Here is a 26,832-nt window from a genome sequence, read left to right on the forward strand (position 1 = left end):
TGTTGATCCGGGACCCGTCCGACACCTTCCGTTCATCCCTTTCCTCGGGGAATGTTGGGTTCCGCGAGCACGCTGCCCCTCGTGAGACGTATCGCAGGAATCGTCCTCGCGGTGTTGCTGATCGGCGGAGTGGTGGCAGCCGTCGTAGCGGGCCGGGACAACGGGGACAAGGGCACGGCAACGAAGACCGTGCGTGGAGTGATCGGTTCGGAGAAGGCGGACTTCTTCGCCGATCCCGATGTGGTGAAGGCCCTCGCCGCCAAGGGCTTCACCGTGAGGACGGAGACCTCCGGGTCCTGGGCCATGGAGGGCCGCGACCTCAAGGGGTACGACTTCGCCTTCCCCTCCAGTCAGGCGCCGGCCGACGCGCTCGCCGCCAAGTACAAGGTGCAGCAGCCCTTGCCGCGGCCCTTCTACTCGCCGCTCGTGGTCGTGGCCCATCGCAGCGCCGCCCAGGTGCTCGCGGACAACGGGCTCGCCACGCTGGACAAGGGCCAGGATCGCGGCACCCTGAAGATGGGTGCGTATTTGGATGCCGCCAAGGCCGACCGGACCTGGCAGCAGCTCAAGGGGGCTGAAAAGCACGGTGAGTTGACCGGCACTCTCTACATCGCGACCACCGACCCGGAGACCTCCAACTCCGGTGCCCTGTACCTCGCCGCCGCCTCCTACGTCGCCGACGGCGGGCGGGTCGCGGCCAGTAGCGCCGATGTCGGTCGCACCGCGCCCCTGATGCGCAAGCTGATCAGCGTGCAGGGCGCCCAACAGTCCAGCTCGGACGGGCCGTTCAGGGACTTCGTCAGCGGCGCCGGCAATCCGCTGGTCCTGGTGTACGAGTCGCAGGTGGCCTCGCTGCTCCTCGGCAAGCAGCCGGTCGGCGACCTCGTCGTCCTCTACCCGGACACCACGGCCAACAGCGACCACACCGTCGTACCGCTCACTCCCGAGGGCCGGGCCCTGGGTGAACTCCTCAGCTCGGACCCGACGTTGCGGAAGCTCGCCGTGCGGTACGGGTTCCGGCCGCAGGGTGACACCGCTGAGTTCGTCGCGGCCACCGCCGCCCACTCCAGCTATCTCAACCAGACGCTGACCGGCGTCCGGCAGGCGCCCGTGCCCACCTCCACGGTGCTGCACGACATGGCGCGCCGGGCGCGCGGTTGACCGGGGGGAACCACATGAGCAGCAGCTTCAACAGCAGCCAGAACAGCAGTGAGCACACTCTCAGCGGTGACGACGTCTTCACTCTCACTCCGCCGGAGGCCGTGAAGGCCGTTCCGAAGGAGAAGGCCGGCGGGCTCGTTCCTGTCGACGACAGTGTGCGTACGGACATGGAGCGCAAGGCCGGCGCCTATGTGGAGGGGCTCGCCGCCCTGGACGCCCGTTCGCCCGAGTTCGCGGGCAAGGTCGGCGAGATCACCGCGCTCGGCGCCGGGGAGATGCGCAGCGCGACCGCGCAGTCCAACCGCATGCTGGAGCGGACCGTGCGCAGCCTTCCGTCCAAGGGCGGGGACGCCCAGTCGCAGGTGGCGGGCTCGCTCGTCGAACTCCGGCGCGTGGTCGAGGACTTGGACCCGCGTGACCTGTCGGCGTCGAAGGGGCGGAAGTTCCTGTCCCGGCTGCCCGGTGGCAACAAGCTGCGTGACCATGTCGCCAAGTACGCCTCCGCGCAGGGCACGTTGAACAAGATCGTGGGCTCGCTGCGCGGCGGGCAGGACGAACTCCGGCGCGACAACGCGGCGTTGCAGACCGAGCGGGTCCGGCTCTGGGAGACCATGGGCAAGCTCCAGGAGTACGTGGTCCTCACCCAGGCCCTGGACTCGGCCGTCGAGCACCACATCGCCGGCGTCGAGTCCACCGACCCGAGCCAGGCCGACACCCTGCGCGCGGACGTCCTCTTCCCGGTCCGGCAGAAGCACCAGGACCTGCTGACCCAGCTCGCGGTGTGCGCGCAGGGCTACTTGGCGATGGACGTCGTACGGCGCAACAACGACGAACTCATCAAGGGCGTCGACCGGGCGGCCACGACCACCGTCTCGGCCCTCCGGATCTCGGTCATGCTCGCCTCCGCCCTCGAAAACCAGCGCAAGGTCGTCGACCAGGTCAACGCCCTGCGCGGCACGACCGAGGACCTGATCCGGGGCAACGCGGAGATGCTCGCCACGCAGAGCGGCGAGATCCAGCGCATCGCGGCCGACCCCGCGGTGGGCGCGGAGACGCTGCGCACCGCGTTCCAGCAGATCTACCGCACCCTCGACGCCATCGACACCTACAAGGTCCAGGCGACCGAGGTGATGGCGGCGACTGTGGAGTCCCTCACGTCCGAACTCCAGAACGCCAGCACGTACTTGGAGCGGAGCCGGTCGCAGAGCGCGCTGGAGGGTGGCCTCGGATGAGACGCCTCCTCGCCCTCGCGCTCGGCACGGTCGCGCTGCTCACCGCGTGCACGTCCGCACCCGAGACGAAGACCGACGGCAACGCCCCCGAACCCGGCACCCTCCGCGTCCTCGCCTCCAGTGAACTCAGCGACATGACCCCGGTGTTCGACCAGGTCCGCAAAGACACCGGCGTCACGATCCGCCCCACCTACATGGGCACCCTGGACGCCGTGGACCTGCTGGCGAAGGGCAAGGCCGACGGGCGGTACGACGCGCTGTGGCTGTCGTCGAACGACTATCTGCGGCTGCGGCCGGATGCGGCGAAGAAGGTCGTGTCCGAGACGTCGATCATGTCGAGCCCGGTCGCGATCGGGGTGAAGACGGCGACCGTAACGGCACTGGGCTGGCAGCCGGAGAAGGTGACCTGGTCGCAGATCGAACAGGCCGTCCAGGACGGCAGGTTGACCTACGGCATGACCGACCCGGCCCGCTCCAACTCCGGTTTCTCCACACTCGTCTCGGTCGCCTCCGCGCTCTCCGGCGCCCAGTCGGCGCTCACCGACGCGGACGTCACCAAGGCGACTCCCCGGCTGAAGGAGTTCTTCAAGGGGCAGAAGCTGACGTCGGGTTCGTCGGGCTGGCTGGCGGAGGCGTACCAACGCCGGGGGAACGTGGACGCGTTGCTCAACTACGAGTCCGTCCTCAAGGGCATCCCGGGTCTGACCGTGATCCGCCCGAGCGACGGGGTCGTCACCGCCGACTACCCGCTGACCTCCCTCGCCTCGACGGACGCCACGACCCGCGAGAACGTCCGCCGGGTGACCACCGACCTGCGCACGGACGCCCTGCAGAAGCTGATCACCACCCGCACGCACCGCCGCCCGGTCGTCACCTCCGTGCCGCCCGCGTCCGGCCTGGACACCGGCCGACGGCGTGAACTCCCGTTCCCCGGCAGCCGGTCCGTGGCCGACGGGCTCCTCGACTCGTACGAGAACAAGCTGCGCCGGCCCTCGCGGACGGTGTACGTCCTCGACACCTCGGGGTCGATGGCGGGCGACCGGCTGTCCCGGCTGAAGAAGGCCCTCACCGATCTGACCGGTGACTTCCGGCAGCGCGAGGAGGTCACGCTGATGCCGTTCGGGTCGGCCGTGAAGAGCGTGAAGACGCATGTGGTGAGCCCGGGCGATCCGCAGGCCGGGCTGGATGCCATCCGCAAGGACACCAAGGCGCTCAGCGCCGACGGGAACACCGCGATCTACACCTCGCTGGAGAAGGCCTACGACCATCTCGGCACCGGCGGCGACACGTTCACGTCGATCGTGCTGATGACGGACGGCGAGAACACGACCGGTGCGAAGGCCAAGGAGTTCGACGGGTTCTATCGTCAACTGACCGGCGCACAGCGGGAGATCCCCGTCTTCCCCATTCTCTTCGGCGACTCGGACAAGGCGGAGCTCCAGCACATCGCCGACCTGACCGGCGGCCGTCTCTTCGACGCCCAGAAGGGCTCGCTGGACGGCGCCTTCGAGGAGATCCGTGGCTACCAGTAAGTTCCTCGGCTACTTGGAGTCCCGCAAGAACCTCACCGGCAGCGCGTGCGGGCTGCTCGGGCTGGTGCTGACGTTCGTGGGCGTGGCGGGGCCGTACTGGCCGGTCGTGGTCGTGGGGCTGTACGGCGCGGGTGCGCTGATCGCACCGCCGGAACGGCCGCCGCTGCCCGACTTCCCGGATCCGTCGGCCCAACTGGAGGAACTGCGCGACGACTTCGAGAAGCTGGGCGGCTATCTCACCGGCATCGAGCTGCCGCCCGCCGCCACGGGCCGGCTCACCGAACTGAACCAACTCCTCGCCGGGCTGCTCGATCCGCAGGTCACGCAGCATCTCGCGCAGGATCCGGAGGGCGTGCACATCCTGTCGCGGGCGATCCGGCAGGACGTACCGGAGGCCGTCGACACGTTCGTACGGACGCGGTGGTGGACGCGGCTGGCGCCCGGCACCGAGCCGCCGGAACGCCATCTGGAGCGGCAGTTGACGGTGCTTCAGGAGGAGGCGCAGGGGCTCGCGGCGAACCTGCGTGAGGTGGAGGCGCGGCGGCAGGAGTCGCACACGCGGTATCTGGAGGACCGGGGGCGTTCCACCTGACGTGGATCAACGGGTGCCCAACACGATGAGCACGATGAGCACCAGGACTACGGCGAACAGCAGGCCCGCCACCTTCAGCGGGCCGAACGGGTGGCTCTCCGGCACGGCCACCGGCGGCACCGGGACCGGCATCGGCCGGCGCACCGGTGGGTTGAAGACGTCGTGGCCCGTCACCGCGGCGCGGGTGCACCACGGGCAGGTCGGGAGGTGGGAGCCGTAGGTGTGCAGGGGGCGGGCCGGGCAGGACTGGACGCGGGAGCGTTCCTGGTCGAGGGCGCGCAGCCAGACCTCCGGGGTGGGGCGGGCGGCGGGGGCGTGGACGCCCGCGCTGAAGGCCGTGTGGGCCAGGCCGAGGAGGTCCGGCGGGAGGACCGAGGGGTCGACGGTGCCGCGCGGGATGACGACCGCCTCGGGGCGGACGACGTAGGAGACGCTGGCGGCGATGTTGTCCTTGACCGTCGACTCGGAGGTGCTCTCGTGCGGGACGCCGCCGAAGGGGTGGTTGCCTGCCGTGAGGAGTTGGTAGATGAGTACCGCCAGCGCGAAGTTGTCGCTCTCCGGGGTGGCCGCCGCGCCCGACTGGCGTTCCGGTGAGGAGTAGTCGGTGGTGTGCATCAGGCACGGGAAGTGCTCGCCGGTGACCGGGTCGGTGAAGGCGATGGAGTCGCAGTCGAGGAACGTGACGAAGCCGTTGGCGTCGACGACGACGTTGCTCGACGAGAAGTCGCCGATGACGAGGTTGTCGTAGTGCATGCGGGCCGTCATGAAGGCGAGGTTCCAGGCGACGCCGAGCAGGAAGCGCCAGTCCGCGCGGTCGCCGAACAGGCGCAGGCGCTGGGCGCGGGTGAACAGGCCCACCAGCTGGACGTGTTGGGGTTCGCCGAAGCGGCGCATGGCGTAGCCGAGGAAGGTGTCGTCGGGGCCTCGGGCGATGGCGGTGGGCCAGGCGAGTTCGGGGGGCTGGTTGGCGTCGGTGGGGCGGGCCGCGAGGGGTGACATGGTCAGCATGCGGGCGAGGCGGCGCTCCAGGTCCGGGCCCGGGCGGTCGCGGTAGAGCTTGACGACGATCGTCTCGTCGCCCTCGACGGGGAAGACGGCCGCCTGGCCGCCGCCCTTGAGGGGGAGTTCGGCGAGGGTGACGGGCTTGCCGTCCAGGTGGACGGTGCGGCCGGTCACGGGGTCACCGTGCGCACGGCCCGCAGCAGGGTCTTGTCGTCGCCGTTCAGGCTGGTCAGCCGGTCCGACCTGAGGAGGGCGGCGATGTTCTCGTGCGCGCTGTCCGTCACCGGCCCCGGGGTGTCCAGGGAGCGCAACACGGCGTCCACGAAAGACGTGTTGGGCTCCGGCGGGCCGCCGCCGGGGGTGGAGAGCGCGGCCTGGGCGAGGCCGTCGGTGGACAGCAGCACGCCGTCGACGCGCGGGTCCGCCACGCAGTCGGTACGCAGTCGGCGGGGCGCGTCCGGGGAGGTGAGGAAGACGGTCTCGTTGCTGTACTCGCTGACGGCGGGCGGCTGCGGGAGGAGGTGGAACTGCCGTTGCCCGTCCTCGGTTCCGGCCCGTACGACCACGAAGCCGTCGCCGACGCTGAGATGGCCGAGCCAGCCCGGGGTGAGGACGACAACGGTGAGGGTGGTGGCGTAGTCGGGGGCGGTGGCGCCGTAGGTGTCCAGGAAGATCTTCGCCACGTCGTGGAAGGCGTCGGCGAGCAGGTCGTGGACCTCGGTGCCCGGCGGGCAGCCGGACGCGGCGGCGGCCCGGCGCCGGAAGTGCTCGGCCGCCAACTCGACGGCGTGCAGGGCCCCTTGGTCGGAGTGCGGGCGGCTGCCCGCGCCGTCCGCGACGGCGAGCACGGTCACCGGCGCGGACGCCACATAGGTGCAGGCGTCCTGGCAGGGGGTGCCGGTGCGGCGGTGGCGGTAGCCCTCGACGCTCAGGCCGTGGATGCGCCAGGGCGACGCGGCCACCGCTCAGCTCTCCCAGGCCGGGCGCTGTGTCTTGAACTGGCTGAAGATCTTCTCGAAGACCTCGTCGCCCGCGCCCTTCTGTTCGGCGTTGGCGCTGGCCGACATCATCTGGAGCAGCTCGCGGAACGGGAAGCCCTGGATGCGGGCGTTGAACTTCGGCGCGAACGCCTGGAGCACCTGTTCGCCGCGGTCGGTGATGCCGCCGACGCCGATCGCGTAGAGCCGGAAGCGGCGGGCCTGTTGCTCCTCGGCGAGGACGGGCAGCAGCCGGTGCCAGGAGTCGGTCATATGGCCGGTGCCGTCGGTGGGGAGGCCGTCGGTGACCAGGCAGATCTGCGGGCGGTAGTACTGGAGTCCGGAGGCGCGCAGCTCCGCCTTGCGGGCCGCGACGACCTGCATGGCCAGCTCCAGCGCCTCGGTCATCAGGGTCACGCCGGACGCGGTGAACCGCGGTGCCTGGAACGCGTGCGCGGGCACGAAGGGGCTCACCGGGGTGCGCGGGTCGAGGAGTTGGGGTCCGCGCCAGGCGCCGACGCCCCGGCCGCCGAAGGTGATCACGGCGACCTCGACGCTGTAGCTGAGGGAGACGTCGTCGTGGAGTTCGCGGGTCCACTCGGCGAGCGCGTCGTTGAGCGACTGGATGGGCGCGCCCGCCATCGAACTCGACGTGTCCAGGCACAGCACCAGCGGCAGCCGTTGCGCGTTGTTCTCGAACTCGATGTCGGCGTACTCCGCCGGCAGCGTGGGCGGGTATTCGCTGTGCATGGTGTCTCCTGGTGGCACGAGCGGTAGGGGGGTCACGAGCTGCCGCGGGCGTGATGCCGGGCGGCGGGCGGGAAGGCGTACAGGACGTCGGAGTCGGTTTCGTGGGCGTCGGTGACCTCGACGTGCGCGCCGGGCTCGGGCGCGGTGCGGTCGGGTTCGGCCCACACCGCGCGGTAGAGGACGTGGTCGAGTTCGACGTAGCCCTGCGGGTGAAGTGCCGTACGGACGACGGCTGTTCGGGACGGACCGGTGCGGGGGCCGACCCGGCGGCCGGGGGACGGGGGCGGTGCGGGGGCGGGCGGGACGGGGCGGAGTCTGGCGGTGGTCTCGGCGGTGGTCTCCTCGGAGTGGGCCACCGTGGCGCCCGCGACGGCCGGGGCGCGGGAGCGGCGGACGGCCAGGAAGAGGCCGAGGAGCAGGAGGAGGAGTACGGCGGTCAGGGCGACGATGAGGGGCAGCGGGTAGCCCTTGGACTTCGGTTCTCCGACGGTGAAGGTGTGTTTGCCGAGTTCGGCGACGCCCTGCTTGCCGATCAGTTGGCTGCCGGTCCGCGAGGATCCCTGAAGCGCCTTGCACACCTCGTCGCCGCCGCAGCTGCCGAGGGCTTTCAGCGACTCTTTGTCCAGCCGGTCGATCGTGGCGTCCGGGTCGACGAGCCGCTGGCCGGCCAGGATGAACAGCAAGGTGCCGCCCTGGCCGGTGTGGACGCCGGCCGGTACCTGTACCTGAAGGTTCTTGAGGTCCTGACGGACGGCGGCCTGGCTGATCCGCCGACTGCCCTCCAGGTCCAGGGACTTGTTCAGCCTGACCGTGACCACGACCCCGTCGTCGAGCGCGTCCTTCCAGCACTCCAGCCGCGTCGGGAAATCCTTGCCGCAGGGATCATCGGCGGCAGCCGCCGGCCCCGCCGGAATCACCGCGATCAACAGGCCGAACAGCAAGGCAGTGAACAACGTACGTCTCATGACGACCCCCCGTTGGCGCCCATAGTGGAGGCAACAGGGCCGTGGCCGAAAGGGGTTGACTGAGAATGCTCAATTCATTTCTACAGCTGGAAAACCTGATGACAACGGGTGAACATCTGTCGCGCCCGTTCCACCCAATCACTGGCCAGGACATCGAAGTCGGCCTGCGAGATCCGGCAGGTCAGCGGGAGGTCGCAGACCCCGGCGAGGCACGGCCCGGGTCCGCGCACGTCCCACACCGACAGCATGGGATTCAGCTGTTCGGTGTTCCACGCGTTGGACGCGGCGGCGGCGATCGCCAATTGATCCTTGCGCAGAGAATGACCGTCGGTGACAAAGGCGACGAGAAGTCTTTTCGTGGTCATGAAGCGCACGGTGAGCGTGCGTCCCGACTCCTCTAGATCGAATTGCAGGGAGAGGGAATCGACATCGCTCTCGACGTGGTAATTCCGGCGGGCGCCCCAGGTGTGCGTCAACTGCCGCCAGGAGGAGGCGATGTCGTAGTCCCGGCCGGGCGGGAGGGAGGACTCAGGCGTCGCCACGCGTCACCGCCCGCGTGACCATGTCGTCGGTGAGGCCCGCGTCCAGCAGGGCCTGCGCGTGCAGCAGCAGACAGGACGGCACCGGCAGGCTCGTACCGCCGCCGCGCCGGGCCTCCAACTCGCTGCGGCGGACCTCGATGGTGCGGGCCACGGCGGGCGGCGGCCAGACCGCGGTGCGCGGCGGTGACAGCAACTCCCCCAGCAGGACGTCCAGTCGGGGCCGGTCACCGGGGCGCTTGGCAAGACACCGTGCGAGCAGCGGCCGTAGCCCCGCCGGTACGTCGTCCAGGTCGGGTGCGCGGTGCACCACCCGCAGGCTCACCGCCTCGCCCGTGCCGAACGGCGGGCGGCCGGTCAGCGCGTACACCAGGACACCGCCGAGGGAGAACACGTCGGTGGGCGGGCCGAGCGGCGCGGCCGTCATCTGCTCCGGCGACATGAACGGCGGGGTGCCGACCACGATTCCGGCCCGGGTGAGGCTCGGGGCGCCCTCGACGCGGGAGATGCCGAAGTCGATGACGCGGGGGCCGTCGGAGGCCAGCAGCACGTTGGCCGGCTTGAGGTCGCGGTGGACCAGGTTGGCCGCGTGGATCGCCTGCAGGGCCTCGACGAGGAACGCGCCGAGCCTGCGGACCTGCGGCTCGGGCAGCGGCCCGTCGGTGCGGACGGCCTCGGCGAGGGAGGGGCCGGGCACGTACATCGTTGCCAGCCAGGGGAGTTCGGCCTGGGTGTCCGCGTCGACCACGGCCGCCGTGTAGGCGCCGCTGACCAGGCGGGCGGCGGCGACCTCGCGGGCGAAGCGCTCGCGGAACTCCTGCTCGGCGGCCAGTTCGGGCCGTACGACCTTCACCGCCACCTCACGGCCGGCCGGGGAACGGCCGAGATACACCCATCCCATACCGCCGGAGCCGAGCCGCCCGGCGATCCGGTACGGCCCCACGCTCAGCGGATCGCTGACCGGAGTGCGCACCCCGCTCACCTCACTTCGGGGTTCGGGTTCGTTGCGAGTTGTCCCGAGTGTCCCCCGAAATGCCGGTCCGGGCAGAGGTGATGGAAGAAATGAAGGCCAACGGGTAAGGGCCCGCACGCCGTTGTGCGGGCCCCTACGGTTTCGCTACGGGATTCAGCCGAGGCGCTGGACCAGCGCCCGGTACTCGTCCCACAGTTCCTTCGGGGTGTGGTCGCCGAAGGTGTTGAGGTGGTCGGGGACCAGGGCCGCTTCCTCGCGCCACACGTCCTTGTCGACGGTGAGCAGGAAGTCGAGGTCGGCCTCGGACAGGTCGAGGCCCTTGGTGTCGAGGGCGCCCTTGGCCGGCAGCACGCCGATCGGGGTCTCGACGCCCTCGGCGCGGCCGTCGAGGCGGTCGACGATCCATTTCAGGACACGGCTGTTCTCGCCGAAGCCCGGCCACACGAACTTGCCCGCCTCGTTCTTGCGGAACCAGTTCACGTAGTAGATCTTCGGGAGCTTGGCCTGGTCCCTGCCCTTGGCCACATCGACCCAGTGGCCCATGTAGTCGCCCATGTTGTAGCCGCAGAACGGCAGCATGGCGAACGGGTCGCGGCGCAGCTCGCCGACCTTGCCCTCGGCGGCGGCGGTCTTCTCGGAGGCCACGTTGGCGCCGAGGAAGACACCGTGGTTCCAGTCGAAGGACTCCGTCACCAGCGGTACGGCCGAGGCACGCCGGCCGCCGAACAGGATCGCCGAGATCGGCACGCCCTTGGGGTCCTCCCACTCGGGCGCGATGATCGGGCACTGCGAAGCGGGCACGGTGAAGCGGGCGTTGGGGTGCGCGGCGGGCGAAGTGGACTCCGGCGTCCAGGAGTTGCCCTTCCAGTCCGTGAGGTGGGCCGGAGTCTCCTCCGTCATGCCCTCCCACCAGATGTCGTTGTCGTCGGTCAACGCCACGTTGGTGAAGACGGAGTTGCCCCACAGCGTCTTCATCGCGTTGGCGTTGGTGTGCTCGCCGGTGCCGGGCGCGACGCCGAAGAAACCGGCCTCGGGGTTGATCGCGTAGAGCCGGCCGTCCTCGCCGAACCGCATCCAGGCGATGTCGTCACCGATGGTCTCCACGGTCCAGCCGGAGACGGTGGGCTCCAGCATCGCGAGGTTGGTCTTGCCGCAGGCGCTCGGGAAGGCGGCGGCCACGTACTTCGACTCCCCCTGCGGCGGGGTGAGTTTGAGGATCAGCATGTGCTCGGCGAGCCAGCCCTCGTCCCGCGCCATCACGGAGGCGATGCGCAGGGCGTAGCACTTCTTGCCGAGCAGCGCGTTGCCGCCGTAGCCGGAGCCGTAGGACCAGATCTCGCGGCTCTCGGGGAAGTGCGAGATGTACTTGGTGGAGTTGCACGGCCACGGCACGTCCGCCTCGCCCTCGGCCAGCGGGGCTCCGAGCGTGTGCACAGCACGCACGAAGAATCCGTCGGTACCGAGTTCGTCGAGGACGGGCTGTCCCATGCGGGTCATGGTGCGCATGGAGACGGCGACGTAGGCGGAGTCGGTGATCTCGACGCCGATCGCGGAGAGGTCCGAACCGAGGGGGCCCATGCAGAACGGGACGACGTACATCGTCCGGCCCTTCATGGAGCCGCGGAAGATGCCCTTTTCTCCCGCGAAGATCTCCCGCATTTCCGCCGGAGCCTTCCAGTGGTTGGTCGGGCCCGCGTCCTGCTCCTGCTCGGAGCAGATGAACGTCCTGTCCTCGACCCGGGCGACATCGGTCGGGTCGGAGGCGGCGTAGTAGGAGTTGGGGCGCTTGATCGGGTCGAGCTTCTGGAAGGTGCCCTTTCGGACGAGCTCCTCGCTCAGCCGCTCGTACTCGGCCTCTGATCCGTCACACCAGACCACGCTGTCCGGCTGGGTCAGTTCTGCGATCTCGTTCACCCACGAGACCAGTTCCTTGTGTTCGGTTGGGATGACGGGGGGAGCCGCGATGTCGCGCGCCACGATTGCTCCTATGGTGAGGGATTTTGTCCTTGTTGCCCCGTGGGGGCCGCGACCCGGATGCTTCAGATGGTCGATCTTGGCGCTCATCCGGTGCCGACCGCACTCATTTGATCATCCGACTCGCCCGCCCATATGTCCAGAGGGCCTCACAGACGAGCGAAGTGAGGATCGCCACGTATCCAGATGTTTTCCGTGCGTCACCATCGCTTCACCCCGGGTACCCGCACGTCGGCCACGCATGAGACAGTGGCCACTTCCGGACCCCCATCTCGCCGCACTGATACGTAACTTACGGTTCCGTAGGTACGCTTGTGTGCATGACTGCGTCCGTCCCCGACGCGCCCACGGACACGCCGACTGCCGGCCAGGGTCCCTCCGCGCTCTCCCTCCCCGACCACGTGAAGCCGAAGCTGCGCGGCTGGCTGCACCTCGGCATGTTCCCGGCCGTTCTCGTCTCCGGCCTGGTGCTCACCGCTCTCGCCGACACACCCCGGGCCCGGATCGCCTGCGGGATCTTCGCCTTCACGGCCTGCCTGCTCTTCGGGGTCAGCGCGCTGTACCACCGGGGCGACTGGAGCCCGCGCATGGACGGCATCCTGCGCAGACTCGATCACGCCAACATCTTCCTGATCATCGCGGGCACCTACACACCCCTGACGATGCTGCTGCTGCCGGGCGCCAAGGGCGAATGGCTGCTGTGGAGCATCTGGGGCGCGGCGCTGGCCGGCATCGCCTTCCGGGTCTTCTGGGTCGGCGCCCCGCGCTGGCTCTACACCCCCTGCTACATCGCGATGGGCTGGGCGGCCGTCTTCTTCCTGCCGGACTTCATGCGCACGGGCGGCATCGCCGTCCTGGTCCTGGTGATCGTCGGCGGACTGCTCTACAGCGCGGGCGGCGTGATCTACGGCATCAAGCGCCCGAACCCGTCACCGCGCTGGTTCGGCTTCCACGAGGTCTTCCACTCCCTGACGGTGGCGGCCTTCCTCGTCCACTACGTGGGGATCTCGCTGGTGGCGTACCAGCACGGATAGCACCTGAGGCACCTCCTGTTCATGGCCACGGCTTCACAAGCCGTGGCCATTTTTCATGCACTGAGAGTTGATCCCCATTGACATCAACCATCTTTTGACAGCTACTCTCATTTCATGGCTACTGTCACCGTCCCTGAGAACAACGAAGTGCGACGCGATCCGCGCCGCTGGTGGGCCCTCGGGGCCCTGGTCGCGAGCATGCTCACGCTCGGCTTCGACACGACGATCCTGAACGTCGCCCTGCCCACGATGGCGGGCCAGCTCGGCGCCACCACCGGCCAGCAGCAGTGGATGGCGGACTCGTACGTGATCGTCTTCGCCGCGCTGATGCTCCCGGCGGGACTGCTCGGCGACCGGTACGGGCGGCGGCGCATGCTCGTCGTGGGGCTCGGAGTCTTCCTCGCCGGTTCCGTGGCCGGCGCCCTGGCCGACGACGTCAACTGGGTCATCGCGGCCCGCACGCTGATGGGCCTCGGCGCCGCGCTGGTCATGCCGCTCGCCCTGTCCGTGCTGCCCTCGCTCTTCGGACCCGACGAGCGCACCAAGGCCGTCGGCATCATCTCCGCGGCCTCCTCGCTCGGGCTGCCGCTCGGCCCGATCATCGGCGGCTGGCTGCTCAACCACTTCTGGTGGGGCTCGGTCTTCCTGGTCAACGTCCCGATGGCCGCCGTCGGCATCGCCGCCTGCGTCTTCCTGCTCCCCGAGACCCGCGACCCCGCCTCCCCCAAGGTCGACGCCCTCTCCACCGCGCTCACCGCGGCCGGCCTCGGCTCCCTCATCTACGCCATCATCGAGGCGCCCGGCCGCGGTTGGGGCGACCCGCTGATCGTGGGCATGCTCATCGGCGCCGCGCTCCTGATCGCCGCCCTGGTGCTGCGCGAGCGGCGCATGGAACGCCCCATGCTCGACATGACCCTGCTCACCCACCGCGGCTTCCTCTTCAACACACTCGCCGCGACCCTCGTGATGTTCGTCCTGTCCGGCCTGCTGTTCGTGCTGCCGCAGTACCTCCAGGCGGTGCTCGGCAACGACGCGCTGGGTACGGGCGTCCGCCTGCTGCCCATGATGGGCGGCCTGATCGTCGCGGCCCGGGCCGCGCAACCGCTCGTCGCCAAGTTCGGCTCCCGTGCCGTGGTCACCGCGGGCCTGGTGGTCCTCGCCTTCGCCGCACTGCTCGGCAGCCGTACGACGGTCGACTCCGGCTACGGCTTCACCGCGCTGTGGCTGTCCATCACCGGCTTCGGCTTCGGCTTCTCGATCGTCCCCGCGATGGACGGCGGCCTCGGCGCGCTCCCCCGCGACCGGGCCGGCAGCGGCTCCGGGCTCCTCATGACCATGCGCCAGGTCGGCGCCGCGATCGGCATCGCCCTGCTCGGCAGCCTGCTCGCAAGCACCTTCCGGGACCGCCTCGACGTGACCGGCCTGCCCGCGAAGGCGGCAGACACGGCCGGTGAGTCCGTCGTGGCGGCGCACATAGTCGCTCAGAAGACAGGCTCGGCGGACCTCATCGCCTCCGCGAACAGTGCGTACGTCCACGGCATGGGCCTGGTCCTGCTGGTGTGCGGCGCCGCGGCCCTCGTCACCGCGCTGCTGGCGGCGGCGTTCCTGCCGAACACCCCGGTGGCCCCGGCCACGGAGGAGGACAAGGACGGGAACGACGAGGAGGACACCGGTGCAGCCGTGGCCACCGCTCGGGCGGATGCCGGACAATGAACAGCATGACGGCCGCACCCTCCCCCTTCAGCCCCGCCGACCGCCCTCAACTGGGCCTCCGCGAGCGCAAGAAGATCAAGACCCGCGAGGCGATCCGCACAGCGACGTACGCGCTCGTCAAGGAACAGGGGTACGACGCGACCACGATCGAGCAGATCGCCGAGCGCGCCGAGGTGTCGCCGTCGACCGTCTTCCGCTACTTCCCGACCAAGGAAGACATCGTCATCACGGACGAGTTCGACCCGATCATCATGGACGAACTCCGGGCCCGCCCGGCCGACGAACCGTGGATGGTCACGCTGCGGTACGTGATGCAGAAGGCCGTCACGTACGGCATGAAGGAGGACGAGGAGGTCTCCCGCCTCCGGACCCACCTGATGGTCCAGGTCCCGGCCGTGCGCTCACGCATGATGGAGAGCATGTCGGTCACCGGCGACATGCTCTGCCAGGCCATCGCCGAGCGCACCGGCCGGGACCAGGAGAGCCTGGAAGTACGGGTCTCCGCGATGGCACTCATCGGCGCCCTGATGGAGACGTCCCTGTACTGGGCAGAACACGGCCACCGGGACGATTTCAAGGACCTGGTGGACCGCACGCTGGATGTGCTGGAGCACGGGCTCTCCGGGTGATCCCGGCACGGATCCGGCGAGGACGCACCCCCAACAGGGAAGCGCCCTCGCCGAGTTCGCGGGACGACTACCGCTTCTTCTGTACGGCCTTCACGTCACCCTTCCCGCAAGCCACCCCGTCCCTGTTCGGGTCGAGCCGCAGCGGATCGTCCTTGCCGTTGACCTTCAGGCGGCCGTAGTCGTTCTGCCGGAGCCACGAACAGCGGGCCGCGGTAGTCGAGTTGACCTCGGCCGGGAAGACCGTGGGCACGCAGACGTTGATCGTGCCGTAGTGGCGGTCGCAGCCGGAGATGGTCACGGAGACCTTCTGCGAGGTCCGCTTCCTGCCGGGCTCGGTGACCTTGCCGGTCAGGGAGTCGGCGAAGGAGTGGACGTGGGCCGAGGCCGTGTCCGTCGTCAGGGCCGAAGGGCCTTGCAGGTGGACCCACTTGGCGACTGATGGAACACCGTTGGCGTCCACCGCGAACAGCATGTACCAGCCGGGCGGCGCCAGGTCGGGGTTGCTCGTCACGTTCAGGTCGACCGTGTTGCCGTTCACCGAGAGCGGCAGGTCCACGAAACGCTGGTTCGGATCCGAGGAGTGCGTGACCGCGGCCGGCCGGATCAACTCCGCCTTGGCGATGGGCCGGTCGACGGTGATCGTCTGGGTGTCGCCGTACTCCCACTCGTTGTCGATCACCGAAGTGATCGTCGGCCGCGTGCCCTTGAGGAGGTACGGCGGGGTGTAGATCGACACGTTGTGGTTCCAGGTGCCGTTGCCCGGGTTGTCACCGGTCGACATCACCCGGCCGTCCGGCAGGAGGAAGGACGAGGAGTGGTAGCCGCGGGCCTCGGGGTCGGCGGCCACCGGGTCGAACGTCGTCGTCGCCGGGTCGAAGATCGACGCCTCGTACACCGGGTTGGCCCGGTTGTGCAGCGCGCCGCCCGTCTCCAGCACCGTGCCGTCCGGCAGCAGTACGGCGGACACGTACATCTTGCCCTGCGCGCCGGTCTCGGCCACCGGACCGTTCCCCAAGTCGACCGTCCCCTGCGGGATCTGGGGGCCGACCGTGTAGGTCGGGTTGGCCGCCTTGAGGTCGATGATGTCGGTCAGCCGGTTCGCGTCCGGGTTGGAGTCGATGTTGCCGCCGCCGATGGTGAGCACCTTCTGGTCCTGCGCCGGAGGCAGCAACACGCTTGCGGACTGGTCGCGTTGGTCCTTGTTCTGGAGACCCGAGACCGACGTGATCGTGTTCGCGTCGTAGTCGTAGATCGCGCTGCCCGTGCCCGGGATGTTGTTCCCGAAGACATGGCTGCCCGTGTAGAAGAGCCGGCCGTCCTGCATCAGGACCATCGACGGGTACAGCCCCCAGTACGACCAGGTCTGGTTGACCTGCGACAACGGCAGCCACTTCTGCTGCGCGTCCGACCAGTACTCGGCCGTCACCGACCCCGTCGAGTCCTCCCGCAGCCCGCCGAAGGAGACGACGTCGCCGTTGCCCAGCTCGGTCGCGGACGGGTACCAGTGGCCGTCGTTGAGGTCGTTGGTCCTGCTGTACGTCTCGGTCACCGGGTCGAAGATGTACGAGTCCTTGTACCCCTCGTACCCGTGCGAGCCGTCCGCCGCCGGGAACGCCTTGTTGCCGCTCAGCACCAGCACCCGGCCGTCCTGCAACTGGATGTGCCCCGAGCAGAACATGTCCTTCGGCGTCGGAATCACCTTGTACGTCCCGGCTACGGGGTCGTACACCGCACTCGTGAACGTCCCCGCGTCGAACTGCTCCTGGCTGTTCCCGGAGCCCGCGATCAGCAGCACCTTGCCGTTGTTGAGCACGACGGAGTGCATCGAGCGGACGGGGTTCTGCGTCGGAAGCACGTCCCAACGGCCGTTCGCACACTGCTCGGCCGTCGCCGTGCAGGTCGCGGGCGGGAGCGTGTCGGGGACCTGGTCCATCGTGTAGTCGTCGGTGGTCGCGGACCCGGTGCCGTAGACCGAGACACCCCAGGTGATCCGGTCGGTACCGGCCGGGACTTCCGGCGTACGGACGCTCGCCTGGGTCCAACTGCCCTGCATATCCAGGGTCTTGAGGTCCGTCCAGTACTGCCAGCCGGCCGTGGTGTCGTGCCGGAAGAGGGTGATGTTCGCGTCGGGCGTGGTCGTCTTGTACCAGAGCCCGAGGTCGTACTGCTTGCCCGCCGTCACGACCGGCGCACACCCCGTCGACTCGGTGATCAGCGCCTTCCGGTCACCGTCGACCCGCCGCGTCACGGTGACCTTCATGGCCTTGGAACCGGAGTGCGCGTCCGAAGTCGTGCTGAAATCAAAGTCGTTGTCGCCCCAGCCGGACTTCTCCCAGCAGTACGGCATCCCGTCACTGCCCGCCGTCTCGAAGCCCGGGTTGAGGACGAGGTTCGCGGCCTCGGCGGACTGCGGCGAGGTCAGCAGCAGTCCGATCGTCAGCGTTCCCACCCCCAGGAACGCGGTTCTTCTGCGGTACTTGTTCACGCGCCTCTCCTCGACTCCGTGCAACTCCCTTTGCGGCGAGGGAGATAGACCAGTGCTTCGGTGCCGACGAAGCGCAGGACGAACGTGGTGACCAGCGCGAGCGCGGTCGCCGACACAGCGCTCATGCCGAACCGGTCCACGAACAGGGCGATCAGCGGGATGCGCAGCACCAGATCGGCGTTGGCGAGCAGCGCGAACCGGCCCGCCCGGTCCCACCAGTTGCGGTGCATCCGACGGTCGCGGAACAGGAGGTGCTCGATGAGCAGGAAGTTCCAGGCCACGCCGAGCTGGTTGGCGAGGATCTCGGCGGGGACGTAGTGCATGCCCGTCCTGGTGAGCGCCCACAGGCCGACCAGGTTCGGGAAGAAGCCGGTGGCTCCTATCAGACCGAAGATCACCATGCGGGCGAACGGCGAGGCGGTGCGCAGGCCGAGCAGATGGCGCAGGAAGCGAAAGCCTTCCTGCGCCGTCGACTTGGACTCGCCGGCGAACCGGTCCTGGAAGACGAACGGCACCTCGGTGACCGTGTGCGGACGGCTGCGGACGGCGAGTTCGAGCAGGATCTTGTAACCGAGCGGCTTGAGCGCCTCCGCCGTCACGGCGCTGCGGCGGATCGCGAAGAAGCCGCTCATCGGGTCGCTGATGCCCCGCAGTCTGCGCGGGAAGAGCCCCTTGGTCAGCCAGGTCGCCCCACGGGAAACGGCGATGCGGTACCCGCCGGCCAGTCCCTCGCGGCTGCCGCCCTTGATGTACCGGGAGGCGACGACGAGCCCGGCGTGCGCCCGCTCGCCCGTACCCACCAACTCCGGTACCAGGGACGGCGGATGCTGCAGATCTCCGTCCATGACGACGATCCAGTCGGACGTCGCCGCCTTGATCCCCTCGACGACCGCGCCGCCGAGCCCGCCGGTCGGCTCCTCCCGGTGCAGCACGGTCACCGGGAACGGGCAGTCCCGCGCGGCCTCGGAGATCACCTCGGGGGTGTCGTCGGTGGAGTCGTCGACGAAGACGACCTCGCAGGGCAGCCGGGTGGGCACGGACTCGGTGATCCGGTGCAGCAACTCCCGTACGTTCGCGGACTCGTTGAAGGTCGGTACGACGATGGTGACGGCGCCCGGCTCGGCGATCTCGGCGGCACGTACCGCGGGCTCGCCCAACTCCCCGGGGACTGTGGACTCTTGGCTCATCGCTGGGCTCCCACGGTCTCGGACCGGACCTGCCGGATCTCGATACGGTCGTCGCCGGTGCCGAAGGTGGCGACCGGTGCGGAGTGTTCGATCGCCGCCTTGACGTTGGGCAGGTCGACCGCGTCGCGCCGTACCGTCGGGGAGGCCACCACGTAGTCGATGTCCCGCCAGCCGTGGGGCAGCGTCTTGGTGACGGCAGGGTCGAGGTCGGCCTTGTAGAACCAGATGACCCCGAGCCCGGGCCGGTACCCGGCGTGCACCAGGTCGAGCCAGAGCGCGTCGTCGACGAGGACCCGGGTGTCCTTCGGGTCCTTCACCTCGGTGGACAGCCACTTGGAGGCTGCCCGGTAGGGGGCGTTGGCATCCGCGGTCACGGCGGTGCGGTTCCCGTCGTACCAGTGCGGTACGACATAGGCGCCGGCGGCGAGCGCCAGCACGGCCGCGAGGGCGTACCGGCCTCCGGTGACGTATCGTTTCTCCCCCTCGCTGCGCCATCTGCGCAGCACCGCGTGGGCGACCGAGGCGGTGCCTCCGGCGAGGACCAGGGCGAGGAAGGGCAGCGCGCCGATGACGTACATGGCGGGCAGATAGCCGCCCGGGCGCAGGGCGACGGCGGCGAGGATCGCCACGGTCAGCGCCGGTCCGGCGAGGGAGCGGGCGGTGACCGACCAGCGCCAGGTGACCAGGAGCAGGAGCGCCCCGGCCAGGCCGCCCAGGGGCAGGACACGGTCGTAGTACAGCCATGCGTGGAGGACGCTGTAGGAGCCCGTGCCCTGGTCGAGGATGAAGCCCGAACCCGGCCTGGTCATCTGGTACTTGAGGCCGTCCCAGAGGGAGACATGGCCGCTGCCGGGCAGCAACTCGCCCTTGAGCAGGGCGAAGAGGGGGTACGCGCAGCCGATCAGGACGCAGGCGGTGATGGCGCCGGTGAGCGCGAACTTCCTGGTGTCGCGGTGTCCGTGCCGCCACATGGTGACCACCAGCGCGGGCAGGATGACGACCATCGTCTCCTTGGTGAGGACCGAGGCGGCTGCCGCGAGTCCGGCTCCGAAGTGGTGCCAGAGATGGCGACTCGGGGACGCGGCCAGGCAGAACGCGAGCAGCATCCACATCACGGCGATGTTGTCGAGGAAGATCTCCCGCTGGAGGATCACGGACAGCGGGGAGAGCCCGAAGAGCAGCATGGCGAGCCCGCCCGCCCAGCGGGGCAGGGACAGGCGGCGGGCGAGGACGTAGACGAGGACCGCGCTGATCGCGCTGATCACCAGCATCGCGAGACGCATGGTGCCGACGGTCATCGAGTCGGGGCTGAAGTGCGCCGGGATCCAGGTGAGCAGCGCGATCTGGATCCAGCCGAGCGGCGGATGGTCGTACCAGTAGGTGTAGTGGGCCAGGCCGGTGCCCTGCTGGACGGCCCAGGCCTGGGCGAGGTAGGTGCCCTCGTCGTCGCTGAGCGTCGGGTAGTCGGCGATGTTCCAGCCCTGCACGACGAGGATCGCGGTGAGGAGCAGACCGCAGAGGAGAAGGTCGGGGCGGGAGGAACTCAGCCTCGAAGGTGGCGTTGTCCGAGGGGCCGAACCGGTTTCAGGCGCAGGCTGCCGCTGCGCGGGGACCGTGGTGGTCACCGCGGGAAGGGTGGAGGTCACGCAGGAACGTCCTCTCGGATCACTGCGGGTTCGGTGAGGTGCGCGCCGACATGGGAGGTCAACTCCCAGTCGTTTCGGCCACGTTGCTCACGCCACACTGCGCGGATCGCGGCTCCGGCCAGGAGGACCTGGTAGAAGGGGCCGCCCACGACGAGCTTCAGATAGTGGACGGCGCGGACTCGGAGTCCGTACTGCTTGCCGAAGTCGTGCAGTCCGACGACCTCGAAGACGAAGGTGACGGCGGCGGTGACCAGCGGCAGGAAGGTGAGGAAGGCGATGCCGACCGGCACGTCCAGGAACAGCGCGACCGCCGCGTTCAGCGGGATGATCACCCCGGAGAAGGCCTGCAGGAACGGTGTCATCAGCGTGTAGCGGGCGAGCAACCGCTGCCCGAATCCCGGGAGTTGCTTCCAGTCCTTCTTCCGGTAGACCTGAAGGAAGCCCTGGTTCCAGCGGGTTCGCTGCTTCAGCAACGACATCAGGGAGCCCGGGGTCTCCTCCCGGGTCACCATGTCGGAGTCGTAGGCGACGACGACCTTCTTGCCGACACTGGAGAGCCGCACGCCCAAGTCGCAGTCCTCGGCAAGGCAGTCGGGGTCCCAGCCGTCGGCTTCCCGCAGGGTGTCGGTCCGTACGAAGACGGTGTTGCCGCCCAGCGGGATGAACCCCTTCTGCGCGTGCAGATGCAGCCGGGACCGGAACCAGAAGAAGTACTCCAGGCAGTTGCGCAGGCTGTACCAGCTGGAGTGGAAGTTGATGAGCTGGACGCCCCCTTGGACGACGTCCGCTCCCGTCGTCCGGAACGCGTGGTCGACGTGGGCGAGCAGCTCCGGATGGACCTGGTCCTCGGCGTCGAAGACCCCGACGACATCGCCGCGGCAGTGCGGCAGCGCCGTGTTCATGGCCTTCGGTTTGTTCTTCTTCTCGTGCGTGTCGACGACGACCCGCACGCGCGGGTCACGCTCGGCGGCACTGTGGGCCACCGCCGCGGTCTCGGGGTCGTCGTGCCCCACGATCACGATGATCTCGAAGTCGGTGTGCGTGGACTCCAGCAGCCGCTGGATGGTGTGGTCCAGCACGGCCTGTTCGTGCCGGGCCGGCAGCAGCAACGAGAACGAGACGTGCTCGTCCCCGTCCGGTCTGCTGAATCGGGTGGAGGCCAGCACTTCGGGCGTGCGCCACGCGTGCATCTGCCACCACAGGGTGAAGGCCGCCATCCAGAACAGGGCAAGCGAAACGGCAGCGACGAATACGGACGTCAGCACAGCAGATCCCCCCAGATCTCAATCCCCCCGGCGCGACGGTGAGTTACATCCGTCGCGTCACGGGGCCGAGACTATGGGCGGTCTGTGAAGCGGACAGGTGATTTCAGTGAAGAGCGTGTTTCCTCACCATGGGCCTCACACGTGAGCATTTCCCGTACTGGTCACGTTTCGCACGGTTACGACTTTGGCGTTTCACCTGCTCAGCGCGGTGCGCAACTGTTCGAGATCGGTCGTCGGCGCATCACAGGTGAAGTTACGGCAGACATACGCGGCCGGTTCACCACCCACCAGTGGCCGGTCCGCGAGCAACGGAAGCTCATCACTCTCCGCGACCCCGAAGGCGACCACCGCACCGGGTGCGGTGCCCAGAAGTGCCGTACGGTGCAAGGCTTTTGCCGCTTCGTCGGAGAGCGAAGGTCCTACGACGGCCACCTCGCGCGGCCCGTCGAGATACGCCTCGGCGACCGCGAGCCCCCACCCGATGAAGCGGGGAACGCGCGGCCCGAGCGCCTTCACGACCCCCAACGCCCGCTCGGCGGCGCTGCGATGGGGCTCGGCACCGGTCTGGGCGGCATAGCTGAGCAGCGCACCGGCGGCTGCGGTCCAGCCGGACGGGGTGGCGTTGTCGGTCGGATCCTGCGGGCGGCGAATAAGCCGCTCGGCGTCGGAGGCGGTGTCGTAGAGCGCCCCCGACTCGTCCACGAACCCGGCGAGCACATGGTCCAGCAGGAACCCGGCGAACTCCAGCCACACCCCCTCCCCCGTGACCGACGCCAGCGCGAGGAAGCCCTCCGCGACATCCGCGTAGTCCTCCAACACCCCCGCGTTCGCCCCGACTTGGCCGTCCTTGCTGGTGCGGGCCAGCTTGGCGTGCTCGTCCAGATGCAGCCGTACGAGGAGATCGGCGGCGGAGACGGCGGCCTCGACGAGGTCGGGGCGGTCGAAGTAGGCGCCGGTCTCGGCGAGCGCGGCGATGGCCAGCCCGTTCCAGGCGGCCACGACCTTGTCGTCACGGCCGGGCGCGGGACGCTCCGCCCGGGCGGCGAGCAGCCGACTCCTGACCGACGCGATCTTCTCGGCGTCGAAGACCCCTTCGCTCTGCGGGAGTTGGAGGACGGACTGCCCCTCCTCGAAGGTTCCTTCGTCCGTCACCCCGAAGTACTGGGCGGCGAGCTCCGCGTCCTCCTCGCCGAGCACCTCGGTGAGCTGCTCGGGCGTCCAGACGTAGTAGGCACCCTCGACGTGCTTGCCGGTCCCGGTCCCGTCGTCACTGTCGGCGTCCAGGGCGGAGGCGAACCCGCCCTCGTTCGTGCGGAGTTCACGCACCAGGAAGTCGGCGGTCTCCACGGCGACCCGGCGGGCCAGCCCGGAACCGGTACTGCGCCACAGGTGCGCGTACACACGACACAGCAGGGCGTTGTCGTAGAGCATCTTCTCGAAGTGCGGAACCACCCACTCACGGTCGACGGAGTACCGCGCGAACCCGCCCCCGAGCTGGTCGTAGATACCGCCGCGAGCCATCCGCTCACAGGTGTCCTGCGCCATCTCCAGCGCACCTTCGGAACCCGTGCGGGCGTGGTGCCGCAGCAGGAACTCGATCACCATCGACGGCGGGAACTTGGGCGCGCCGCCGAATCCGCCGCGCTGCGGGTCGTACTCACGAGTGAGCCCCAACAAGGCCTGGGACAGCTCCTCCTTGCCGGGGGCCTCGGTGCCGCCGTAGTCGATCTGCCGCTCGGACAGATCCCGCGTGATCTTCCCGGCGACCTCGGCGACCTCGTCCCGCCGGTCGGCCCATGCGCTGCGCACACCTTCGAGCACCTGCCGGAAGGAGGGCATGCCGTGGCGGGGCGCGGGCGGGAAGTAGGTGCCGAAGTAGAAGGGTTCGGCATCCGGCGTGAGAAACACGGTCATCGGCCAGCCGCCCTGACCTGTGGCCGCCTGTACGGTCTCCATGTAGACGGCGTCGACGTCGGGCCGCTCTTCGCGGTCGACCTTGATGCTGACGAAGTGGGCGTTGAGGTAGTCGGCGGTGGGGCGGTCCTCGAAGGATTCGTGGGCCATGACGTGGCACCAGTGGCACGCCGAATATCCGACGGACAGCAGAACGGGCACGCCCCGCCGCTTGGCTTCCGCCATCGCCTCCTCTCCCCATGGCCACCAGTCCACCGGATTGGAGGCGTGCTGGAGCAGGTAGGGCGACTGCGAGTCGGCCAGTCGGTTCATACCGGCATCGTCGCACAACCGGGGTGACCGGATCGGCAGCCGAGATCCCGAACGACGCGGCCGGCCCGGAACACTCCGTGTGCCCATCTGCACACCCGGCTACTTCCAGCCAACCTGTGGAAGGCACACAGAAAGCCTGCGCCACCTCCACATCGGTGACCTAGCCTGATTGGCCGGGCTTTCGTGTGTCAGCGGCCCGCAGGTGAAAAACGGGGGAACGAGATGGATCCGGTGACGGCTGTCGCAGCCGCAGGTGCCGCGCTCGTGGTCAAGGCGGCACTGGAGAGTGCTGCCGAGGAGGCCGGGCGCTCGGGGTGGAACGGTGGTGCCCGACTGGTCGCGCGGGTTCGCGCGCGGTTCCGTGGCGACTCCGCGGCCGAATCCGCGCTCGCGGCGGTCACCCAGTCCCCCGACGACGAGAGCGCACAGCAGGCCCTGGAGCGGCTGATCGCCGCCCACATGTTGCTCGATCACGGCTTCGAGGACGACATGCGCCGCCTGGTGGACGAGGCCGTCGCGGCCCAGGGCAGGGGCGCCCAGGTCAGCGCGGCGCTGATCAAGAACTCCCAGGTGTTCAACGAGAAGGTCGAGATCAAGGGCGACTGGAACATCTCGTAGGCGCCCGAACACCACCCCGCGTGGTTCATTCCGCGCCACCGCCAAGCCCGGAAGACTCAGGTCATTGAGCGAGGAAGCAACGCCGGCGCCACGGGCGCCCGGCGGTACGTCTGCGGCCGAAGGCGAGCCGACGGATACCGCGGCGTCCACCGAAAAGCCGCCCAAAGAGGAATCCCGCCCGTTCGACGAGGAACAGGACGGGCCCGTCAGTGAGTCGGACGCGCTGCGTTCACTCACCTCGGGCGTCGGGCACGACGCCGCCGAACGGTCGGAGGCACGGCAGGCTTCCGCCATCGCCGACCTCATCGCCGCACGCCTGAACGCCGACGCGTCGGGAACCAGCATCGGCACGCTCGCCCTCTTCAACGAGACGGTCAGCTTCGGCGGTGGATTCAACACCAAGGGCGCGCACGGCACGGGGGCAGCCCGGCACTCAGGTGCGGTGGTCGCCCTCACCAGCACCGAACTGGTCGAGTACACCGAGCTGTTCGTGCAGCCCGAAAACTACGACACGGCTCTCGACGATCTGTGCGAGCAGGCCCTGCTCGTGCTGACGGGGCCGCCCGGCAGCGGGCGCGCGGCCACCGCCGTCAATCTGCTGTCCGAGGCCGCCGCCCTCAGTGGCACCGAGGACAGTGGCTGTCACCGCCTGCTCGATCCGTCCGCCCTGGCCGAATCCGGATGGGAGCCGCCCACGAAGAACTGCGGGTATCTCGCGGAAGTCGGCGAAGGCCCGTCGGAGGCACGGGAGTTCGGGGTGCGTCAGCTGGCATCCGTCGCCGCCGCACTGCGTGCGGCCGGCTGCCGGCTCGTCCTCACCGGCGGTCATGACCTCGCGCTCGCCGCGACCAGCATGAGCGGAAGCGAGACGTTCGCCCGTCACGAACTCGCGCCGCCCGACCCGCTGGTGATCCTGGAGCGCCGCGTGCTCGGTCACGCGCCGGAGCCCGATGCGCTGGTCCGGCTGCACGCTCTCCTCAAAGCCGGCAACGCCCTCAGCGCGCTGCGGGAACAGCCCGCCGCCCGACATGCCGCGAGCCTCGCGTCGGTGATCACCGCCGAGGGCGACCTGGCCGCCGCGGTCGCGGCCCTGCGCGATCCGAGCGACCAGGTCCGTTCCTGGTTCCAGCAGCACCGGGCGCCCGAGGCGGTCGCTTTCGCCCTGGCCGCAGCCGTACTCGAGGAGAGCAGTTACCTCACCGTCGCCGAGGCCGCCGTAAAGCTGCACTCCGCCCTGACCCCGCCCGAACCGGCCCCGCCGGACCTGCGGTTCGCCGACCGGCTCAGCCATGAGCAGCAGTGGATCCGGCTGGACTCCACCGGATCGGGACCACTCGGGGCAGGCGGTCCGCCCCGGGTCCGGTTCCGGGGCGCGCTGCTCGGCCAGGCCGTCCTGGTCTATGCGTGGAGCACGCTGGACGGACGCCGCGAGGCCGTCCTGGAGTGGCTGCGACGGCTGCTCGGCCACCGCGACCTGGAGGTGCGGGCCCGCGCCTCTGTCGCCGCCGGAGTGCTCGCCTGGGCGGACCACCACTACGCGGTCCACCGGTTCCTCACCGGCTGGGCGGGCAGCACATCCTGGCCGCAGCGGCAGGCCGCGGCGACCGCGCTCGGCGTGGCCGGCAGCCGCCCCGAATCGGCCGAGGCCATCTGGGAACTGCTGGACGAATGGGCCAGGGGCGGCAGTTCCGCCTACCAGCGGCGCCTCGCGGGCACCGCGGCGAACGCGGTCGGCGGAATCCTCGGACGCAGTGCCCCCGACCGCGCCATCGGTGTGCTGCGCGGTGCGCTCGACCGCGGCGACGACTGGGGCACCCTGCCGGCGGTGGCCTGGGGCGGCGTCCACTTCGTACATCAGGGACAGGCAGCGGTGCTCCTTGACGCCTACCTGGACTGGTCCACGCCCCAGGACCTGTCCCCCATGGTCGTCAAGACACTGTCCGCCTTCGTCTTCGCGGTCTCCCAGCCGTACGAGCGTCCGTCGGCCGGCACAGAGACGTCGGGTGTCGCGGGCGTGCCCCTGCTGCTCAGCTCGCTCCCCGAACACGGTGAACAGGTAACGGAGTTGTGGGCGCGCGCACTTGCCAGGCAACCGGTGCAGGACTCCGCGCTGCCGGCCCTGCGGGAGTGGATCGACACCTACGCACCACTGTGCCCGGGGAGCCTCGACCGTATCGCGGGCCTCCTCGCCGATGTGGCGCACAGACCCGGCAAGCACCGCGAACGGCTTCTGTGGTGGCTCGACAAGTGGGCGGCCGACCGCGACCGCCCGTCGGCGAACGCGGCGTGGCTGCGCCGCCGCATCTGATCTGTGGACGTACGAGAGCGAGGT

Annotated in this window: 21 protein-coding genes; 9 read left to right on the forward strand and 12 right to left on the reverse strand. The window is 69.4% G+C overall.

Annotation, left to right across the window (positions count from 1 at the left end; translation table 11 throughout):
* Positions 1-81 precede the first annotated feature (81 nt).
* Genes OC490_RS01830 through OC490_RS01845 form a run of 4 tightly spaced genes read left to right on the forward strand, consistent with a single transcriptional unit; the run spans position 82 to position 4,517 of the window.
* Complete coding sequence (locus tag OC490_RS01830) at positions 82-1,161, forward strand: substrate-binding domain-containing protein (RefSeq protein ID WP_262055953.1); 1,080 nt, start codon at positions 82-84, stop codon at positions 1,159-1,161.
* Between the two features lie 14 nt (positions 1,162-1,175).
* Positions 1,176-2,393: a toxic anion resistance protein gene (locus OC490_RS01835; protein WP_262055954.1), complete on the forward strand. Its 1,218-nt coding sequence runs from the start codon at positions 1,176-1,178 to the stop codon at positions 2,391-2,393.
* On the forward strand, positions 2,390-3,925 hold the full coding sequence (locus tag OC490_RS01840; protein ID WP_262055955.1) for a vWA domain-containing protein: 1,536 nt from the start codon (positions 2,390-2,392) through the stop codon (positions 3,923-3,925). The genes OC490_RS01835 and OC490_RS01840 overlap by 4 nt, the downstream gene beginning before the upstream one ends.
* Positions 3,912-4,517: a hypothetical protein gene (locus OC490_RS01845; RefSeq protein WP_262055956.1), complete on the forward strand. Its 606-nt coding sequence runs from the start codon at positions 3,912-3,914 to the stop codon at positions 4,515-4,517. The genes OC490_RS01840 and OC490_RS01845 overlap by 14 nt, the downstream gene beginning before the upstream one ends.
* Positions 4,518-4,523: 6 nt before the next feature.
* Here OC490_RS01845 and OC490_RS01850 read toward each other — a convergent pair whose 3' ends face one another.
* The 7 genes from OC490_RS01850 to OC490_RS01880 all read right to left on the reverse strand — a co-directional run bounded on the left by OC490_RS01850 (position 4,524) and on the right by OC490_RS01880 (position 11,700).
* Positions 4,524-5,693 carry a hypothetical protein gene (locus OC490_RS01850; RefSeq protein ID WP_262055957.1) on the reverse strand — a complete coding sequence of 390 codons (1,170 nt, stop codon included), beginning with the start codon at positions 5,691-5,693 and terminating at the stop codon, positions 4,524-4,526.
* Positions 5,690-6,481 (reverse strand): PP2C family serine/threonine-protein phosphatase, encoded by a 792-nt coding sequence (locus OC490_RS01855; RefSeq protein WP_262055958.1) that lies wholly within the window; start codon positions 6,479-6,481, stop codon positions 5,690-5,692. The genes OC490_RS01850 and OC490_RS01855 overlap by 4 nt, the downstream gene beginning before the upstream one ends.
* 3 nt (positions 6,482-6,484) lie before the next feature.
* Positions 6,485-7,246, reverse strand: coding sequence for a vWA domain-containing protein (locus OC490_RS01860; RefSeq protein ID WP_262055959.1), 762 nt, complete (start codon positions 7,244-7,246; stop codon positions 6,485-6,487).
* A gap of 32 nt (positions 7,247-7,278) precedes the next feature.
* Positions 7,279-8,211, reverse strand: coding sequence for a hypothetical protein (locus OC490_RS01865; protein WP_262055960.1), 933 nt, complete (start codon positions 8,209-8,211; stop codon positions 7,279-7,281).
* Positions 8,212-8,291: 80 nt separating this feature from the next.
* Positions 8,292-8,753, reverse strand: coding sequence for a hypothetical protein (locus tag OC490_RS01870; RefSeq protein WP_262055961.1), 462 nt, complete (start codon positions 8,751-8,753; stop codon positions 8,292-8,294).
* The gene (locus tag OC490_RS01875) at positions 8,740-9,723 is read right to left on the reverse strand and encodes a serine/threonine-protein kinase (protein ID WP_262055962.1); all 984 of its coding nucleotides are present in this window, start codon (positions 9,721-9,723) and stop codon (positions 8,740-8,742) included. The genes OC490_RS01870 and OC490_RS01875 overlap by 14 nt, the downstream gene beginning before the upstream one ends.
* Positions 9,724-9,876: 153 nt before the next feature.
* Positions 9,877-11,700 (reverse strand): phosphoenolpyruvate carboxykinase (GTP), encoded by a 1,824-nt coding sequence (locus OC490_RS01880; protein WP_262055963.1) that lies wholly within the window; start codon positions 11,698-11,700, stop codon positions 9,877-9,879.
* A gap of 317 nt (positions 11,701-12,017) precedes the next feature.
* Here OC490_RS01880 and trhA point away from each other — a divergent pair, with 317 nt between their 5' ends.
* The 3 genes from trhA (at position 12,018) to OC490_RS01895 (ending at position 15,073) form a co-directional block, all read left to right on the forward strand.
* Positions 12,018-12,731, forward strand: coding sequence for a PAQR family membrane homeostasis protein TrhA (gene trhA, locus OC490_RS01885; protein ID WP_262055964.1), 714 nt, complete (start codon positions 12,018-12,020; stop codon positions 12,729-12,731).
* A gap of 114 nt (positions 12,732-12,845) precedes the next feature.
* Complete coding sequence (locus tag OC490_RS01890; RefSeq protein WP_262055965.1) at positions 12,846-14,444, forward strand: MFS transporter; 1,599 nt, start codon at positions 12,846-12,848, stop codon at positions 14,442-14,444.
* Positions 14,441-15,073, forward strand: a complete 633-nt coding sequence (locus OC490_RS01895; RefSeq protein ID WP_262055966.1) for a TetR/AcrR family transcriptional regulator — start codon at positions 14,441-14,443, stop codon at positions 15,071-15,073. Before OC490_RS01890 ends, OC490_RS01895 begins: the two co-directional genes overlap by 4 nt.
* 67 nt (positions 15,074-15,140) lie before the next feature.
* Here the strand turns inward: OC490_RS01895 and OC490_RS01900 are convergent, their stop codons facing one another.
* The 5 genes from OC490_RS01900 to OC490_RS01920 form a co-directional block, all read right to left on the reverse strand.
* On the reverse strand, positions 15,141-17,558 hold the full coding sequence (locus OC490_RS01900; RefSeq protein WP_262055967.1) for a galactose oxidase early set domain-containing protein: 2,418 nt from the start codon (positions 17,556-17,558) through the stop codon (positions 15,141-15,143).
* Positions 17,555-18,745, reverse strand: coding sequence for a glycosyltransferase (locus tag OC490_RS01905; protein ID WP_262055968.1), 1,191 nt, complete (start codon positions 18,743-18,745; stop codon positions 17,555-17,557). The genes OC490_RS01900 and OC490_RS01905 overlap by 4 nt, the downstream gene beginning before the upstream one ends.
* The gene (locus tag OC490_RS01910) at positions 18,742-20,391 is read right to left on the reverse strand and encodes an ArnT family glycosyltransferase (protein ID WP_262055969.1); all 1,650 of its coding nucleotides are present in this window, start codon (positions 20,389-20,391) and stop codon (positions 18,742-18,744) included. The genes OC490_RS01905 and OC490_RS01910 overlap by 4 nt, the downstream gene beginning before the upstream one ends.
* Positions 20,388-21,656: a glycosyltransferase gene (locus OC490_RS01915; RefSeq protein ID WP_262055970.1), complete on the reverse strand. Its 1,269-nt coding sequence runs from the start codon at positions 21,654-21,656 to the stop codon at positions 20,388-20,390. Before OC490_RS01915 ends, OC490_RS01910 begins: the two co-directional genes overlap by 4 nt.
* A 192-nt stretch (positions 21,657-21,848) precedes the next feature.
* The gene (locus OC490_RS01920) at positions 21,849-23,882 is read right to left on the reverse strand and encodes a thioredoxin domain-containing protein (protein WP_262055971.1); all 2,034 of its coding nucleotides are present in this window, start codon (positions 23,880-23,882) and stop codon (positions 21,849-21,851) included.
* A 222-nt stretch (positions 23,883-24,104) separates the two neighbouring features.
* On the opposite strand from OC490_RS01920, the gene OC490_RS01925 reads away from it, so the two are divergent.
* Positions 24,105-24,500: a hypothetical protein gene (locus OC490_RS01925; RefSeq protein WP_262055972.1), complete on the forward strand. Its 396-nt coding sequence runs from the start codon at positions 24,105-24,107 to the stop codon at positions 24,498-24,500.
* Positions 24,501-24,564: 64 nt separating this feature from the next.
* On the forward strand, positions 24,565-26,808 hold the full coding sequence (locus tag OC490_RS01930) for a hypothetical protein (RefSeq protein WP_262055973.1): 2,244 nt from the start codon (positions 24,565-24,567) through the stop codon (positions 26,806-26,808).
* Positions 26,809-26,832 lie beyond the last annotated feature (24 nt).

The sequence above is a fragment of the Streptomyces sp. STR69 genome (genome assembly GCF_024519455.1).
GTDB lineage: Bacteria > Actinomycetota > Actinomycetes > Streptomycetales > Streptomycetaceae > Streptomyces.